Below are 15,133 nucleotides of genomic sequence, written 5' to 3'. Positions count from 1 at the left end.
CGGCCCCTGCCGCCCATTTTTCCTTGACAGGCCTTCGTCGTCTTAAACCCAAGAGGAGCCGCCATGGCCATGTTGTCCAATCTCGATCTGATCCGGCGAGTGCCGCTGTTCTCGATGCTGACCCCGGCTCAGGCCGAGGCCATCGCGGAGGGCGTCGTCAAGCGCCGCTATCGCCGTGGCGAGCTGATCGTCGAGCGTGGTCGCAAGACCAACTCCCTGTTCATTCTGCTCAATGGCCGCGCCCGTGTGGTGGCCGCCGACGAGCGTGGTCGTGAAGTCATCCTGGCCGTGCTCGAAGCCAGCGATTATCTGGGCGAGATGAGCCTGATCGACAACGAGCCCCATTCGGCCACGGTGCGCGCAGAGGTCCAGACCGATGTGCTGGTGCTGGGCCGTGCGGAGTTCGCCCGCTGCCTGCCCGAGAACTCGTCGCTGTCCTACGCCATCCTGCGCGGGCTGGTGCAGCGCTTGCGCAATGCCGACCGCCAGATCGAATCGCTGGCCCTGCTCGATGTGTACGGTCGCGTCGCGCGCGCGCTGCTCGACATGGCCGACGACGACGATGGTGCCAAGATCATCCGCGGCAAGGTGTCGCGTCAGGATCTGGCCAAGCACGTGGGGGCGTCGCGCGAAATGGTCAGCCGCGTGATGAAGGACCTCGAAGAGCGTGGCCTGATCGAAACACAGGAAACAGGCAGTGTCGTGCTGAAGGACCGCCTGGCGGCCACGGCCTGATCCTGCGCGGGCCGGTCCGGATGGCGCCCTGAAAAGCCGCCACAATGCGGGGATGACCTTTCCGCTCGGATCCCTCCGTACCGAAGGCGGTGCTGCCCCTCGGGGTGGCGACCGCCGTGCCGAGGCCGCCGCCGCGCCGGCCCGTGCAAGTGGGCGCCTGCACCGCGCCCAGATGGCCGCGGCCCTGGCGCCTACGCCCGAACCCGCCACGCCCCCCGAGCACACGCTTCGTTTTCAGGCCGCGCTGTTGTTCGGCGCTGTGCTGTGGCTGTTGTTCCTGCTCGCAATGTGGAGCCACAACCGCCTGGATCCTGCGTTCACGACCTCGGGCCAGCACCTCGAGCCTGCCAATTGGGCCGGGCAATTTGGTGCCTATGCGTCCGATGTGGCCCAGTTCCTGTTCGGCCAGTCTGCATGGTGGGTGCTGGTCATCGGGGCTCGCAGCTGGCTGGGCTCCCTGGCCCGGTGGCTGCGTCGCGATGCCGCCGTAACCGTGCCTGCGGGCGCCTCGTCGGCCCAGGCCCATGCGCCGTCTTTCTCGGCCTGGCGCTTCTGGTTTGGGGTGGTGATCCTCATGGGGGCCAGCGCGGCACTCGAATGGTCGCGCCTGTATCGGCATGAAGACCTGCTGGCCGGCCAGCATGCTGGCGGCGTTGTCGGGCTGACGCTGGGTCAGCTGGGCGAGCGCTGGCTGGGCTTCAATGGCTCGGGCGTGCTGTGGATCGCCCTGCTGGTGGCGGGCACCGCCATGGCGCTGCGCTTTTCCTGGCTGGATGTTGCGGAGCGCATCGGTGGCCTGTTCGATGGCCTGCGCCGGCAGCGCGAGGCGCGCCGCGAAGAAGCGATCGACCTGCGCATCGGCGAGAAGGCGGCCATCGAACGCGAACGCGTGGTCGAGGAAGTCCGCCATGAACTGCCCGCCGAGCCCATCCCGCTCATCATCGAGCAGCCCGTGGTCGAGGTGCCCAAGTCCGACCGCGTGATCAAGGAGAAGCAGCAGACGCTGTTCACCGACCTGGGCGACACCAAGCTGCCCCAGATCGACCTGCTCGACGCCGCGACGGGGCGCATGGAAACGATCACGCCCGAGTCGCTCGAGATGACCTCGCGCATGATCGAGAAGAAGCTCAAGGACTTCGGCGTCGAGGTGCGCGTGGTGGCCGCCTCGCCGGGCCCAGTCATCACCCGCTATGAGATCGAGCCGGCCACGGGCGTGAAGGGCTCTCAGATCGTCAACCTGGCCAAGGACCTGGCGCGCTCGCTCTCGCTGGTCAGCATCCGGGTGGTCGAGACCATCCCCGGCAAGAGCCTGATGGCGCTCGAGTTGCCCAACGCCAAGCGCCAGATGATCCGCCTGACCGAGATCCTCGGCTCGCAGGTCTACCACGATGCCCAGTCCATGCTGACCATCGGTCTGGGCAAGGACATTGTGGGCGCACCCGTGGTGGCCGACCTGGCCAAGATGCCGCACTGCCTGGTGGCCGGCACCACCGGTTCCGGCAAATCGGTGGGCATCAACGCCACCATCCTGAGCCTGCTGTACAAGGCCGAAGCGCGCGATGTGCGCCTCATCCTCATCGACCCGAAGATGCTCGAAATGAGCGTTTACGAAGGCATTCCACACCTGCTGTGCCCGGTCGTGACCGACATGAAGCAGGCGGGCAACGCGCTGAACTGGGCCGTGGGCGAAATGGAGCGCCGCTACAAGCTCATGTCCAAGATGGGCGTGCGCAACCTGGCGGGCTACAACAAGAAGATGGACGACGCCAAGGCCCGCGGCGAGCTGATTCCCAACCCGTTCAGCCTGACGCCGGACGAGCCGGAGCCGCTCGACCGCCTGCCGCACATCGTCATCGTGATCGACGAACTCGCCGATCTGATGATGGTGGTCGGCAAGAAGATCGAGGAACTGATCGCGCGCCTGGCCCAAAAGGCCCGTGCCGCCGGCATCCACCTGATCCTGGCCACGCAGCGGCCGTCGGTCGACGTGATCACCGGGCTGATCAAGGCCAACATCCCGACGCGGATCTCGTTCCAGGTCAGCAGCAAGATCGACAGCCGCACCATCCTCGACCAGATGGGCGCCGAGGCGCTGCTGGGGCAGGGCGACATGCTCTACCTGGCGCCTGGTACCGGCCTGCCGATGCGGGTGCACGGCGCCTTCGTCAGCGACGACGAGGTGCACCGCGTCGTCGAATACCTGAAGTCGCAAGGCGAGCCCAACTACATCGAGGGCATCCTCGAGGGCGGCTCGCTCAGTGACGAGGGCAGCAACCTCGACGGGTCGCCCATGGGCGGCGGCGATGGCGAACAGGACCCGATGTACGACAACGCCGTGGCCGTCGTGCTGCAGCATCGCAAGGCGTCGATCTCGCTGGTGCAGCGGCACCTGCGCATCGGCTACAACCGGGCGGCGCGCCTGCTCGAGCAGATGGAGAAGTCGGGCCTGGTGTCGTCGATGTCGACCAATGGCAACCGCGAGATCATCACCCCTGCCCGGGGCGGGGAGGGCGGCGCCACCTCGGCACCGTGGGACGAAGCGTGATTCAATCGATTGCCATGAACCTGTTTCGCGCTCCCTTGTTTACCGCCCCTCGGCGGGTGATCCCGGCGATCGCGCTGGGCGTGCTGACCGTGATGGCTGCGCCGGCCCAGGCCGACGCGGTGGCCACCTTGCGGGCGTTCGTGAAGGACGTCGACACGGGACGGGCGGCCTTCGTGCAGACCGTCACCTCGCCAGATGGCAAGCGCTCACGGCAGTCGCGCGGCACGCTGGAATTCCAGCGGCCCAATCGCTTTCGTTTTCAGTACACCACCCCCACGGAGCAACTCATCGTGGGCGACGGCAAACAGGTCTGGCTGTACGACGCCGACCTCAATCAGGTCACCGTGCGGCCGATGAGCCAAGCGCTCGGTGCCACACCGGCCGCCTTGCTGGCAGGTGGGTCGCTGGACAAGGACTTCACCCTCAAGAACGTGCCTGCATCTTCGTCGGGTGCGGCGGCCGCGACCCCGACGCCTCAACAGGCAACGAACTCGATCGAATGGGTGGAGGCCTTGCCGCGCCACAAAGAGGGGCAGTTCCAGTCCGTGCGCGTGGGTTTCCGCAGCGGTCAGTTGACCGCACTCGAAATCCTCGATGCCTTCGGGCAACGCTCGCGTCTGGACTTCACGCAGTTCGAATCGAAGCCGGCCCTGGCGGCCAGCCGTTTCCAGTTCACACCACCGGCGGGCGCCGACGTGCTGAACCAGCCTTGAACGAGCGGGCAGGGCGGGCCAATGTGGGGCCGGGCCTCTGTCCGTCATGACGCGTCAAGGGCGCGTCACTCCTTGAATCTTTGTATGTTGTTGAGCCAGCCCTCATTGTGGCTGGCGAGAGGCTCACAGCGTGAGCCTCCCCTGGCCCTGTCTATCAGCCTTCGCGCTTGCCGAAGCCCGGGCGCTTGCCGCCGAAGCCCGGCTTCGGGCCCGACTTGAAGCCGCCCGGCTTGCCGCCGAACGAGGGCTTGTCGCCGAACTTGCCGTGACCGGGCTTGCCACCGAACGGCTTGTCGCCGAACGAACGGCCTTCACCGCGTGCTTCGAAACGGTCGCCGCCAAAGCTGGGCTTGCCGCCGAACGGCTTGCCATGCGGGCGGTCGCCGAAGGGGCGATCACCGAACGGACGGTCGCCACCCTGGCGCTCGCCAAAGGGATCGGCACCGCGCTCGCGACGGTCGGCGAACGGACGGTCCGCACGCGGGCGGTCACCACCGAAGGCCGGACGGTCGCCGCCGAACTTGCGTTCGCCGCCACCGAAGCCACCGCGGTCACCTTGCGGGCGGTCGCCGAAAGGCTTGCGCTCGCCACGGAAGCCGCCACGGTCGCCACCAAAGCCACCGCGGTCGCCGCCGAAACCACGCGGGCCGTCTTCACGGGGGGCAAAACGGGCTTCGCGGTTCGGGTTGAAGCCCTCCTCGCGCGGCGCGAACTCACGGCGCTCGCCGCCGTGGCGTTCTTCACGCGGGCCACCGAAGCCGCGGGGCTCACCCCAGCCGCCTTCGCGCTTGCCGCCAAAGCGGGGGGCGCGGTCGTCACGGCGGCCCTGGCCGGGCATCGGCTTGTCACGGCGCGGGCCGCGGTCGGCGTGCATCTTCACCGTCGGCTCCAGGCCGGCAATGACCGACTCGGGGATGCGCTGGGTGGTGAAGCGCTCGATGCGGCGCACCATCGGGATGTCGCGGCGCTCGGCCAGCGTCACCGCCAGGCCCGAGCGACCGGCACGACCCGTGCGGCCGATGCGGTGCACGTAGTCTTCCGGCTTCATCGGCATGCCGTAGTTGATCACGTGGGTGATCGTCGGCACGTCGATGCCGCGGGCGGCCACGTCGGTGGCGACCAGCACGCGCAACTGGCGCGAACGCAGGGCCTGCAGCACGCGGTTGCGACGGCCTTGCGGCATGCCGCCGTGCAGGGCGGCCACGGCGTGGCCCATGTCAGCCAGGCGGTCGGCCAGGATGTCGGCGTCACGCTGGGTGCTGGTGAAGATCACGGCCTGATCCACTTCACGGGCGGTCAGCAGCTTGTCCAGCAGGTCGTTCTTGTGGTGCAGCGAGTCGGCCAGGTGCAGACGCTGCTCGATGTTGTCGTGGCTGTCGGTGTGCGAGGCCACCTCGATGCTCACAGCGTCGTGCGTCAGGCGCTGGGCCAACTGGCCCACGTGGCCGGCAAAGGTCGCCGAGAACATCAGCGTCTGGCGCTCGGCCGGCGTGGCCGCAGCGATCTGCTCGATGTCGTCGATGAAGCCCATGTCCAGCATGCGGTCGGCTTCGTCCAGCACCAGGACTTCCAGGTTGGACAGGATGGCGGCGCCGGTGCCCAGGTGGTCCAGCAGACGGCCAGGCGTGGCAATCAGCACATCCAGCGGGCCCTTCAGCGCCTTGAGCTGGGCGCCGTACGGCACGCCGCCCACCACGGTGGCCACGCGCAGACCCTGCAGGTGGCGACCATAGGTCGTGGCGGCCTTGGCCACTTGCAGGGCCAGTTCGCGGGTCGGGGCGAGCACCAGCACACGCGGGCCATGCACCTTGCCCTTCTCGCGGCGCTTGCTGTTGTCACCGCGTGCCGCGACGATGCGCTCGAGCGCCGGCAGCATGAAGGCGGCGGTCTTGCCCGAGCCCGTGCTCGATGCCACCCGCAGGTCGGCGCCGTTCATGGCGGCGGGGATGGCCTGGACCTGCACACCGGTCGGCTGGGTGTACCCCGAGTCGGTCAGGGCGCGCACCAGATACGGGCTCAGGCCCAGGTCGGCGAAAGTGGGGCCTTCCGGCGCGGCGGCCTCGGTCTGCTCCACGGCCTCGGGGCCGTCCAGCTCTTCTTCCAGGCGACGGGCCAGCGCGTCGATGTGCGAGACGTCGGCGTTCGGGGCAGATTGATGTTGATCGTGAGACATGGTTTCTTTCAAGCAATGCAATGCGCAGCCTGCTGCCAGACATGGCAACAGGACACGCAGACCAGGGCGCGACCAGCATGGTCGGCGGGCCTGGCCCGGGGTGGAGTCGCTGTGAATCGTGTCCGTACCTCGTGACGGGCGCACTCGGCGCCGGGGGTCACGGTGAGTCGGTTTGAAAGCGACGGCATCGCCGCCAACCGGAACTCAAGACACGTGTGCTGAAGCTGTGGTCCGTGCGCTCCGCAGAGCATCAAAAGCTGCCCCCGTGGGAGCACTTGCACGACCCGGCCACCTTGACTGGCAGACACCCGACGGTGCCGGCCCGGCTTGAAAAAGGTCAGAGGGGATGATCTCAATTCATCCTCTGCAGCCACGTCGGCATCTCTCTATGAGGTGCCCGCTGCAAGGACGAAGCTCGTATTCTGTCAGGAATGAAGCCGTTTGTCCAGCAAGGCCTTGGCAGGAGGCCCGTCGGTCCCTGTGGCGCCATCCTTCAAAGTGGCTGGCCTGCGAGACAATGCAGGGATGCAAGAGAGCCTTTCCCTGGACCTGCCTGAGCCTGGAGGCCCTGCTGCGGGCCCGCTTGACGGGGCTGCGCACCGGTCTGGCACCGACCATCCTGCCGGCACCCCCCTGGCAGAACGTCTGCGCCCGCAATCGGTCGACGACGTCGTCGGCCAGGACCACTTGCTGGGGCCTGGGCAGCCGCTGCGCGTGGCTTTCGAGTCCGGGCAGCCGCACTCGATGATCCTGTGGGGGCCGCCTGGCGTGGGCAAGACCACGCTCGCGCGGCTCATGGCGCGGGCGTTCGATGCCCAGTTCATCGCCATCTCGGCGGTGCTCGGCGGTGTCAAGGACATCCGCGAGGCCGTCGACCAGGCGCAGCTGGCCCGCCGTGTCGGTCGACGCACCATCGTGTTCGTCGACGAAGTACACCGCTTCAACAAGGCGCAGCAGGACGCCTTCCTGCCGCATGTCGAATCCGGGCTGTTCACCTTCATCGGTGCCACCACCGAGAACCCCTCGTTCGAGGTCAATGCGGCCCTGTTGTCGCGCGCCACGGTGCACGTCTTGCGCGCAATGGACGAGCCTGCGATGAACCAGTTGCTCGACAAGGGGGCGGCCGCCCTGGCGGGACCCGCGCTGACGCCTGCTGCCCGCACACGCTTGATCGCCTATGCCGACGGGGATGCGCGCCGCGTGCTCAACACGTACGAGACGCTGGTGGCCATGCTGCGCGGGCACGAAGAGATTGACGAGCCCTTGCTGGAGAAAGCGCTCGGCGAGCAACTGCGGCGCTATGACAAGGGCGGCGACCAGTTCTACGACACCATCTCGGCGCTGCACAAGTCGGTGCGGGGGTCGGACCCCGATGCCGCTCTGTACTGGTTCGTGCGCATGGTCGATGGCGGCGTCGATCCCCGTTACATCGTGCGTCGATTGATCCGCATGGCGAGCGAAGACATCGGGCTGGCTGATCCGCGTGCCCTGCGCATGGCATTGGATGCCGCAGAAACCTACGAGCGCCTGGGCTCGCCGGAGGGTGAGCTGACCCTGGCTCAATGCGTGATCTACCTCGCCATCGCACCCAAGAGCAACGCCGCTTACACGGCGTACAAGGCCGTGAGGGCATGGGTCAAGCAGGACACCACCCGACCGGTGCCCATGCACTTGCGTAACGCGCCCACCAAACTGATGAAGCAGCTCGGACATGGTGACGGCTACCGCTATGCCCACGACGAGCCAGGGGGGGTGGCAGCAGGCGAGCGCTATTTCCCCGATGGAATGCCGGCCCAGTCCTTCTATCAACCGGTTGCGCGGGGTCTGGAGATCAAGATCGGTGAGCGGCTCGCCCACCTGCGCTCGCTTCTGGGTGACGAGCGAGCGCCGGACCAGGCTACGGGCGACGCGTCATCCGACTGAGCCCCTTCCCCGCATCAGGGCAGGGTGATGGTCACGTTCGCGACCTGCGGCGCGAGCTGGACGATGTGGTGGTGCTCGCCCAGGAGCGCGCGCGTCTGCTGCGTCAGTTGCCAGCGCAGCCCCAGAAAGCCGGCCAGCGCCATCATGCCGAAGACCGATCCCACGACCCACAGCGGCACCTCGTTCTTCAGTTGGTTCTGCACCTTGTCGGGCGCGGCCCAGTGCGGCGCGAACGCGGCGCCGTGGCCCTTCATCCGCGCGATCTCGTCGCCCAGGCGTGCAGTCAGGTAGTTGAGCTTTTCCGTGCCTTCCAGCAGATACTTGCCCTGGAAGCCCAGCAGCAGGCACATGTGGAACACCTCCAGTGCCTGTACGCGCCGGGCGCCTTCGCGGCGCAGTGCTTCCAGGCGCTCGAAGAACTGTTCGCCGGCCAGTTGCTCGCCGAAGAACTGCAACTGCAGTGGCAGACGCTGCCAGGCGTCCCGCACCTTGAAGCTGGACATCATCACGGCTTCGTCCACCGTGGCGCAGAACGCATACTTGCAGGCATAGACATCTTCGGCGTCGGCCTGCAGGCGGGTTGCTCCGCGCTCGAATGCGGTGAGGAACTGCTTGATGCGGTCCCGGAACGTGTCCGCATCGACCGGCGCATGCTTGCCCTTGAGCAGGAACAGCAGGTAGAAGCCGTCGTACATCAGGTCCAGCAGGCTTGCAGCTTCTGTCCCGGCGGTCGCCAAGTCGTGGCGACCCGGCGCGGGCGCCCCGTCGAACAGGCTGGGCATGGCGGAGGAGGGGGGCATGGTCGGGACCCTCGTGTCAGGCGTTGACCGCCACCAGCTCCAGCTTCATGTCCTGGATGCCGGCGGGCACATAGATGGTGATGGCCTGTGCCTGCATCATGCGTTCGTACAGCATGCCGCGCGGCTCCAGGGTGAAGTAGTAGCTTCCCGGTCGGACCGGGACGGCGGCAGGCACCTGCGGAGCGTGCACCAGTCGCACGCCGGGCATGGCAGAGAGCACAAGCTTCTCCACGTCGTCCGGTGCACCGACCTTGAACCGCGCTGGCACCACGTCCACCAGCTCGGCCGGCGGCATGGCGGCAGCCACCCCCAGGTACAGCTGTGTCTGTGGGTTGATCTGTTCCGCATCGAGCCGGCCCTGATGGAAGGAGGGCACGTCTTCGCGCAGGGCAATCGCAAAGTACCGGGTCGAGATCACGGTCTCCAGCAGATCCCGCACGATCTGGTCCAGACGGTTGAACGCCGGGCCCGGATTGAGGTGATCGTAGGTCGGCAGGTCTGCCAGGGTGTAGTTCTTGGAGAAGGTCATCAGTGCACCGGCAAGCTCCAGCAAGCGCTCGAACAGCCGCTCGGGATGGAGCCCCGGATGCCTTGCCAGATGCGACAGGCCCGCGAAGGCGGCGCTGGCCGTGTGCAGCAGCCAGAACGAGGCGACGTCGCCCGAGCGGAACTCGATGATGTTCTTGCTCGGCTCGCGGTGCATCCCGTAGAGGGCATCGACCTTGGCCTGCAACACGTCCAGCAGCCTGCGCAGGTGCAGGAACAGGGCGGGCGAAGCCTGGATGCTCGCGCAGGGCGGCATGAAGCGACCGTCCAGCTCGAAGCCATGGGTCGAAGTCTTGCGAAGCCGCAGAAGCGGAAGGCTCACGAGATGAGCTCGCGGTGCCGCATCGGTCAGCATGCGAGCCGACTTGCGCAGCACCACGACCTCCGCCGTGACCGCGTCCGTGTAGACGTCAGGCAGCTGACGGCCCTCGCGGAAGTAGCGCACGGCCGTGTCCGCCTCCTCTCGGCTGGCAGCCATGTTGCTGCCCTGCTTGCGCAGGGGGGCCATGGCGAGGTGAAAGACGGTCTCGCCCGCCAGCCCGACGTCGGCGTCGCCCAGGGCACTCAAGGCAACGGGCGGGGGCAGCTCGTCGTCGGCCGGGGCGTTGTACAGATCGCCATCCGGCAGGATGGCGCGGACCTCCAGCAGCCTCAACAGGCCCGCCTGCAGGGCATCCGAGTCCACCTTGACATGCTGGACGCCCCATGCATAGGGATGCAGCGCCCTCGCCATCTGGTTGAGACGCCACTCGTGATATGCGTCCTGCTGCTGGAAGTGCTGAGGCCTGAGGAAGAGGCCTTCACCCCACAGGATCTTGGGAGACTGGATCAAACGAATTCCTTCCTGGTTTGGCGGGTCAGTGGCAAGGCAAGGCGGTCTGCCGAGCCGCGGACAGCGGCATCCCGACGGGCTCGCCCACTTGCACACTCATGGCGCAGGCATGAACACCGAGGTGCAGGCCCGACAAGGCAGCCGAGCCTGTGCCAAAGGCGTACCGCCAGCGCCCGTCTGCGGGATTTCTGAACAAGGCAACGATGCCCACATGCCGCGCCTCGCGCGGCACCTTGTCGAGCGACTCGTGTCGCTGACCGGGGACCAGTTGGATGTCTCGCACGGCCACCAGGTCCTCGCCCAGCGCGTCCTTCTCGCGGGCCGGGTCCCCGAAAACCTCACGCGGGGCACGCAGGAAAGCGTCGGCGCTCCTCAGCTTGTAGACGCGGGCCGCCACCGCCAGTGGGGTGCCGTCCGGCAGCACGTTGAGCGAATCGCTGGCGTAGATCTTCCACCGGACAGGCCAGTCCGGCATGGAGGCTTCGGGCATGGCAGGCACCTCGGGCAGGGCGGGCTTCTTGAGTCCGATGGCCTCGAGGGTCTTGGATCCGATGTCGCCCAGTGTTCCGAGCACCCCGCTGTCAGGGGGCTTGGCAGAAGGCGATGAAGGCAGTGCGCTCCCCGGCAGAGAAGGTGCCGACGAACACGCAGCCAGCAACATCAACATCACCGGGCACACCATCCGGATGGCGGCCCGCCTACGCCCTGTCGTCATTGTTTTGTCTCTTGCGGGGCGACCAGTGCCCACTGCCGGCCGTAGTGTAGAGACGGAACAGGCTCAGTGCATGACCTACCCCCCCCGGCGAGGGATTCGGCAAATGCAACGAGATGCAAGAGTCTGTAAATCCCCCCCGGAAGAGGGCAGGCGCTTTCGGTGAATTCGGCTCTAATCCCGGCAGTCCAAGCGGCCCACCTGATGAAGGCTGCAGACAGATCAACACATCGAAATTCATACAGGGAGCATGGCGTGAAGCTGTACAGCGTTCGCCGCGGCATGTGCTGCGCGGTGGGGATATCTTTGTTGGCCGCAAGCCTGGTCGGCTGCAGCACCGTGCAGAAGCCCGACGAGGCAAGCACAAAGGCGGCAGCACAAGAGCAGGTCAACGAAAAGCTGGCAGCGGCTGACAAGGCGCAGCAGCAGGGGCAGCACGACAAGGCCCTTGAGTTGCTCGACTCGGCGATCAAGGCCGACCCGGCGGCCAAGGCCCCATGGCTGCGCAAGGCCCAGATCCATTTCGACGCGCGGCAGTATGGGCTGGCCATCACCGAGGCACAGGAAGTCCTCCAGCGTGACGTCAATGACCTGACCGCCAAGAGCATTCTGGCCGTGAGCGGACTGCGTGTCAGCGCCGATGCGCTCGAACAGCTTCGCAAGGCGAACGAGGTCACCGGCTCCACGCGAAGTGAGGCTGAGAGCGTCGCTCGCATCATCCGTGAGGCACTGGGCGAGCCGATTCTGCCGGCCCCCGCTGCGGCCGAAGCCAATGCCAGGGGGCGAGCCCCTCGCACCGCGGCCCGTGCACCGGCCGCGCCGCTGGTCCGCGCCGCGCCCGTGCCGCCATCGCCTTCTGCCGCGCCGGCTGCGCCCGCCACCGTGGCGCCCGCGAAGCCAGCTGCTACGGGCGGCAGCCCGCGCAGCAACCCCTTTGGTGCCTTGCAGTAATCAGTCCAGGAAGGAGCCCCGTCATGGCGAAGAAAGACAGTGTGCAACAACGGCTCGGGCGCGTGCGTCCGCCACGCGTGCAGTTGACGTACGACGTCGAAGTGGGTGACGCCACCGAGCAGAAGGAGATCCCCTTCGTCGTGGGCGTCATGGGCGACTTCACCGGTCAGCCCGATCCCGACAAGCCCCAGCCCAAGCTCAAGGACCGCAAGTTCGTCAGCATCGACCTCGACAACTTCGACGACGTGATGGCGGGTGTGGCGCCGCGCGCCAGCTTCCGCGTCAAGAATCGCCTCAGCCCCGAGGGCGGCGAGTTCGCCGTCAACCTGGCGTTCGAGAAGATGGATGACTTCCGGCCCGAGGCGGTGGTCGAGCAGGTGGAGCCGCTGCGCAAGCTGCTGGAGGCCCGCACCAAACTGTCCGACCTTCGAAACAAGCTGGCCGGCAACGAGAAGCTCGAGGATGCACTCGACGAGGTGCTGAGCAACACCGAGAAGCTCAAGCAACTGGGCGTGGAAGCAGACCAAGGCGAAGGGGCCTGAGATGAGCGCACAACTCGATCAGCAGGGCCAGGTCCTGCAGCAGTCGGTCAGCCTGCTCGACGACATCGTCTCGCGCAGCAAGGTCGCCAAGACGGACACCGAGCACGCCAGGGCGCGCGACATCATCGGCGAGCTCGTGCGTGAAGTGCTGGCCGGCACGGTGGTGGTGTCAGAGAACCTCGCCGCCAACATCGATGCCCGCATCGCCGAAATCGACCAGCTCATCTCGGCCCAGCTCAGCGAGGTGCTCCATGCGCCTGAGTTCCAGAAGCTCGAGTCGAGCTGGACCGGCCTGCATTACCTCTGCAAGCACACGTCGACAGGTGAGCGGCTCAAGATCAAGCTGATGAACGCCACGAAGAAGGACATCGTCAAGGACTTCCGCACGGCGATCGACTTCGACCAGTCGGCCCTGTTCAAGAAGGTGTACGAGGAGGAGTTCGGGACCTTCGGCGGCGCCCCGTTCGGCGCGCTGATCGGCGACTTCGAAATCGGTCGCGGTGCCGAAGACATGTACTTTGTGGAGCAGATGTCCCATGTGGCGGCCGCCGCCCATGCGCCCTTCATCTCCGCAGCGTCCAGCGAGCTCTTTGGTCTCGAGGCCTTCACCGACCTCGGCAAGCCCCGCGATCTGTCCAAGGTCTTCGACACGGTCGACTACGCGAAGTGGAAGTCGTTCCGCGAGTCGGAGGACGCCCGCTATGTCGGCCTGACGGTCCCGCGCTTCCTCGGTCGGCTCCCGTTCGATCCGAAGGAGGGCATGACCACCGAAGGGTTCAACTTTGTTGAAGAGGTCGATGGCTCGGACCATGGCAAGTACCTGTGGGTGAACACGGCCTACGCACTGGCCGCCCGACTGACCTCCGCGTTCGAACACTTCGGCTGGTGTGCGGCCATTCGCGGTGTGGAAGGTGGCGGGCTGGTCGAAGACCTGCCGACGCACACCTTCAAGACCGACGAGGGTGAGCTGGCGCTCAAGTGCCCCACCGAGGTGGCCATCACCGACCGCCGCGAGAAGGAATTGAGCGACCTGGGCTTCATCCCGCTCGTGCATTGCAAGAACACCGACTATGCCGCCTTCTTCGGCGCACAGTCGGTGCAGAAGCCCAAGAAGTACGACAGCGACGCGGCGAACGCCAACGCCGCGCTGTCGGCTCAGCTCCAGTACATGTTTGCGGTCTGCCGCATTGCGCACTACATGAAGTCGATGATGCGCGACAAGGTTGGCAGCTTCGCCAACACGCTGGAGGTGGAGCGCTACCTGCACAACTGGCTGATGCAGTACGTGGTGGACGCGCAGGATGCGTCCCAGGAGCTGCGTGCGCAGAAGCCGCTTCGTGAAGCGAGCGTGGAAGTGGAAGAAGTACCGGGTCGCCCGGGTGTTTTCCGCGCCGTCGCGTTCGTTCGTCCGCACTACCAGCTCGACGAACTGTCGGTTTCGCTGCGTCTCGTCGCTGAAATGCCCAGCGGCAGTCAGTGACGATGCGGCGATGAGCCGGAGGGGTGTCGGGAGGCCCCCTCATCAACCTAGAAGTCAAGCAAGGAGCCTAAATGAAGGACATTTACATCAAGTTCGGCCGTCCGCTGAACGGCAAGGAGATCAAGGGCGAGTCGCGCGACAGCGGCAAGGGTGTGACGCACACGGCGCCGTGGTTCGAATGCACCAGCTGGGCACACCAGATCCGCCAGCCGAAGTCCGCCACGGCATCGACCGCAGGCGGGCACACGGCCGAGCGTTGCGAGCACGCCGAGATGATCTTCACCAAGGACCTGGACCTGGTGAGCCCTCAGCTGTGGGAGGCCTGCTCGGCCGGCACGCTGTACGACGATGTGGAAATCCACTTCATGCGTGCCAACGGCACGGACGATCGGGTGCTTTACCTGAAGATCCGCCTCAAGAAGGTCATCGTGTCGCAGGTCGTGCCCACGGTCGACAAGGAAGGCCTGCCCACCGAGACCTTCGGCATGAAGTACTCGGCTGTGGAGTGGACGTACACCCAGCAGACCATGGACGGCAAGTCCAAGCCGGGGCAGGTGGCAGCCTGGAGCCTGGCCACCAACAAGGCCGTGTTCGAAGCACCGAACTGATCGACCACTTCGTAGTCGTGGTGACCGAATGGGGCCTCGTGCCCCATTCTTTTCGTGAGGTTGTGACATGGCCGCTCCGGCCCGTATCCGCCGCAGTCTGTTTGATCGTCTGCTGGATGTGCCAGGCAATGTGCCCGAGGGGCTGCTGCAGACCTGCACCGTCGAGCAGATGCGGGACGCCGTGGCGCGTGATCTGGAAAGCCTGCTCAACACCCGGGCTGCGTTGAACTTCGATGACGACGCCCTCGGACCCCATGTCTCCCGGTCTGTCCTGTGCTTCGGCGTGCGCGACTTTGTGGGCCGTGTGCTCACCAGTTCCGAAGACCGCCGCCACGTCGCGCGCTCCTTGTCACACGCGATCGAGACCCACGAACCCCGCCTGCAGAACGTGAGTGTGTCGTTCCACGACGACCAGCTGTCCATGAGCGCGCTCGCTTTCACCATCCGCGCGGTGCTGGTGGTGCGTCCGGCCCGGGAGATGGTGAGCTTTGATGCGGTCTTGCAGCCGGCGTCTTCCAGCTACCGCGTCACCCAGGCCCGATTTGCCTTTTCCTGATTTCGCGATCGCATCCG

Annotated in this window: 13 protein-coding genes; 9 read left to right on the top strand and 4 right to left on the bottom strand. The window is 66.3% G+C overall.

Annotated elements, in window-relative coordinates; all coding sequences use genetic code 11:
- Positions 1–63 precede the first annotated feature (63 nt).
- The 3 genes from QZ709_RS11970 to lolA all read left to right on the top strand — a co-directional run bounded on the left by QZ709_RS11970 (position 64) and on the right by lolA (position 3,993).
- Complete coding sequence (locus QZ709_RS11970) at positions 64–735, top strand: Crp/Fnr family transcriptional regulator (protein ID WP_294637530.1); 672 nt, start codon at positions 64–66, stop codon at positions 733–735.
- 172 nt (positions 736–907) lie between these two features.
- Positions 908–3,280: a DNA translocase FtsK gene (locus QZ709_RS11965; protein ID WP_294637590.1), complete on the top strand. Its 2,373-nt coding sequence runs from the start codon at positions 908–910 to the stop codon at positions 3,278–3,280.
- A gap of 14 nt (positions 3,281–3,294) precedes the next feature.
- Positions 3,295–3,993, top strand: coding sequence for an outer membrane lipoprotein chaperone LolA (lolA, locus tag QZ709_RS11960; protein WP_294637529.1), 699 nt, complete (start codon positions 3,295–3,297; stop codon positions 3,991–3,993).
- Between the two features lie 154 nt (positions 3,994–4,147).
- Here the strand turns inward: lolA and QZ709_RS11955 are convergent, their stop codons facing one another.
- Positions 4,148–6,166 carry a DEAD/DEAH box helicase gene (locus QZ709_RS11955; RefSeq protein ID WP_294637528.1) on the bottom strand — a complete coding sequence of 673 codons (2,019 nt, stop codon included), beginning with the start codon at positions 6,164–6,166 and terminating at the stop codon, positions 4,148–4,150.
- A gap of 525 nt (positions 6,167–6,691) precedes the next feature.
- Between QZ709_RS11955 and QZ709_RS11950 the strand changes: the two genes are divergently transcribed.
- On the top strand, positions 6,692–8,089 hold the full coding sequence (locus QZ709_RS11950) for a replication-associated recombination protein A (RefSeq protein ID WP_294637527.1): 1,398 nt from the start codon (positions 6,692–6,694) through the stop codon (positions 8,087–8,089).
- 14 nt (positions 8,090–8,103) lie between these two features.
- Here the strand turns inward: QZ709_RS11950 and icmH are convergent, their stop codons facing one another.
- Genes icmH through tssJ form a run of 3 tightly spaced genes read right to left on the bottom strand, consistent with a single transcriptional unit; the run spans position 8,104 to position 10,928 of the window.
- Positions 8,104–8,889, bottom strand: coding sequence for a type IVB secretion system protein IcmH/DotU (gene icmH / locus QZ709_RS11945; protein ID WP_294637526.1), 786 nt, complete (start codon positions 8,887–8,889; stop codon positions 8,104–8,106).
- A 16-nt stretch (positions 8,890–8,905) separates the two neighbouring features.
- Entirely contained in the window at positions 8,906–10,267 is a 1,362-nt protein-coding gene (gene tssK / locus QZ709_RS11940) for a type VI secretion system baseplate subunit TssK (protein ID WP_294637525.1), read from the bottom strand.
- A gap of 25 nt (positions 10,268–10,292) precedes the next feature.
- Entirely contained in the window at positions 10,293–10,928 is a 636-nt protein-coding gene (tssJ, locus tag QZ709_RS11935; protein ID WP_294637589.1) for a type VI secretion system lipoprotein TssJ, read from the bottom strand.
- 306 nt (positions 10,929–11,234) lie between these two features.
- Between tssJ and QZ709_RS11930 the strand changes: the two genes are divergently transcribed.
- The 5 genes from QZ709_RS11930 (at position 11,235) to tssE (ending at position 15,116) form a co-directional block, all read left to right on the top strand.
- The gene (locus QZ709_RS11930; protein WP_294637524.1) at positions 11,235–11,930 is read left to right on the top strand and encodes a tetratricopeptide repeat protein; all 696 of its coding nucleotides are present in this window, start codon (positions 11,235–11,237) and stop codon (positions 11,928–11,930) included.
- Between the two features lie 23 nt (positions 11,931–11,953).
- Positions 11,954–12,472: a type VI secretion system contractile sheath small subunit gene (gene tssB, locus QZ709_RS11925; RefSeq protein ID WP_294637523.1), complete on the top strand. Its 519-nt coding sequence runs from the start codon at positions 11,954–11,956 to the stop codon at positions 12,470–12,472.
- A gap of 1 nt (position 12,473) precedes the next feature.
- Entirely contained in the window at positions 12,474–13,952 is a 1,479-nt protein-coding gene (tssC, locus tag QZ709_RS11920) for a type VI secretion system contractile sheath large subunit (protein ID WP_294637522.1), read from the top strand.
- A 71-nt stretch (positions 13,953–14,023) separates the two neighbouring features.
- Entirely contained in the window at positions 14,024–14,560 is a 537-nt protein-coding gene (locus tag QZ709_RS11915; protein ID WP_294637521.1) for a type VI secretion system tube protein Hcp, read from the top strand.
- A 67-nt stretch (positions 14,561–14,627) separates the two neighbouring features.
- On the top strand, positions 14,628–15,116 hold the full coding sequence (gene tssE, locus QZ709_RS11910) for a type VI secretion system baseplate subunit TssE (RefSeq protein WP_294637520.1): 489 nt from the start codon (positions 14,628–14,630) through the stop codon (positions 15,114–15,116).
- Positions 15,117–15,133 lie beyond the last annotated feature (17 nt).

Origin of the sequence: uncultured Aquabacterium sp. (genome assembly GCF_913773725.1) — a bacterium.
Lineage (GTDB): Bacteria > Pseudomonadota > Gammaproteobacteria > Burkholderiales > Burkholderiaceae_C > Aquabacterium.
This window is presented reverse-complemented; position numbering and strand designations above follow the sequence as displayed.

Bases quoted from the DNA above. Each gene is read 5' to 3' on its own strand.
- QZ709_RS11970 (WP_294637530.1), top strand. From the start codon at position 64: ATGGCCATGTTGTCCAATCTCGATCTGATCCGGCGAGTGCCGCTGTTC.
- QZ709_RS11965 (WP_294637590.1), top strand. From the start codon at position 908: ATGGCCGCGGCCCTGGCGCCTACGCCCGAACCCGCCACGCCCCCCGAG.
- lolA (WP_294637529.1), top strand. From the start codon at position 3,295: ATGAACCTGTTTCGCGCTCCCTTGTTTACCGCCCCTCGGCGGGTGATC.
- QZ709_RS11955 (WP_294637528.1), bottom strand. From the start codon at position 6,166: ATGTCTCACGATCAACATCAATCTGCCCCGAACGCCGACGTCTCGCAC.
- QZ709_RS11950 (WP_294637527.1), top strand. From the start codon at position 6,692: ATGCAAGAGAGCCTTTCCCTGGACCTGCCTGAGCCTGGAGGCCCTGCT.
- icmH (WP_294637526.1), bottom strand. From the start codon at position 8,889: ATGCCCCCCTCCTCCGCCATGCCCAGCCTGTTCGACGGGGCGCCCGCG.
- tssJ (WP_294637589.1), bottom strand. From the start codon at position 10,928: ATGTTGCTGGCTGCGTGTTCGTCGGCACCTTCTCTGCCGGGGAGCGCA.
- tssB (WP_294637523.1), top strand. From the start codon at position 11,954: ATGGCGAAGAAAGACAGTGTGCAACAACGGCTCGGGCGCGTGCGTCCG.
- tssC (WP_294637522.1), top strand. From the start codon at position 12,474: ATGAGCGCACAACTCGATCAGCAGGGCCAGGTCCTGCAGCAGTCGGTC.
- QZ709_RS11915 (WP_294637521.1), top strand. From the start codon at position 14,024: ATGAAGGACATTTACATCAAGTTCGGCCGTCCGCTGAACGGCAAGGAG.
- tssE (WP_294637520.1), top strand. From the start codon at position 14,628: ATGGCCGCTCCGGCCCGTATCCGCCGCAGTCTGTTTGATCGTCTGCTG.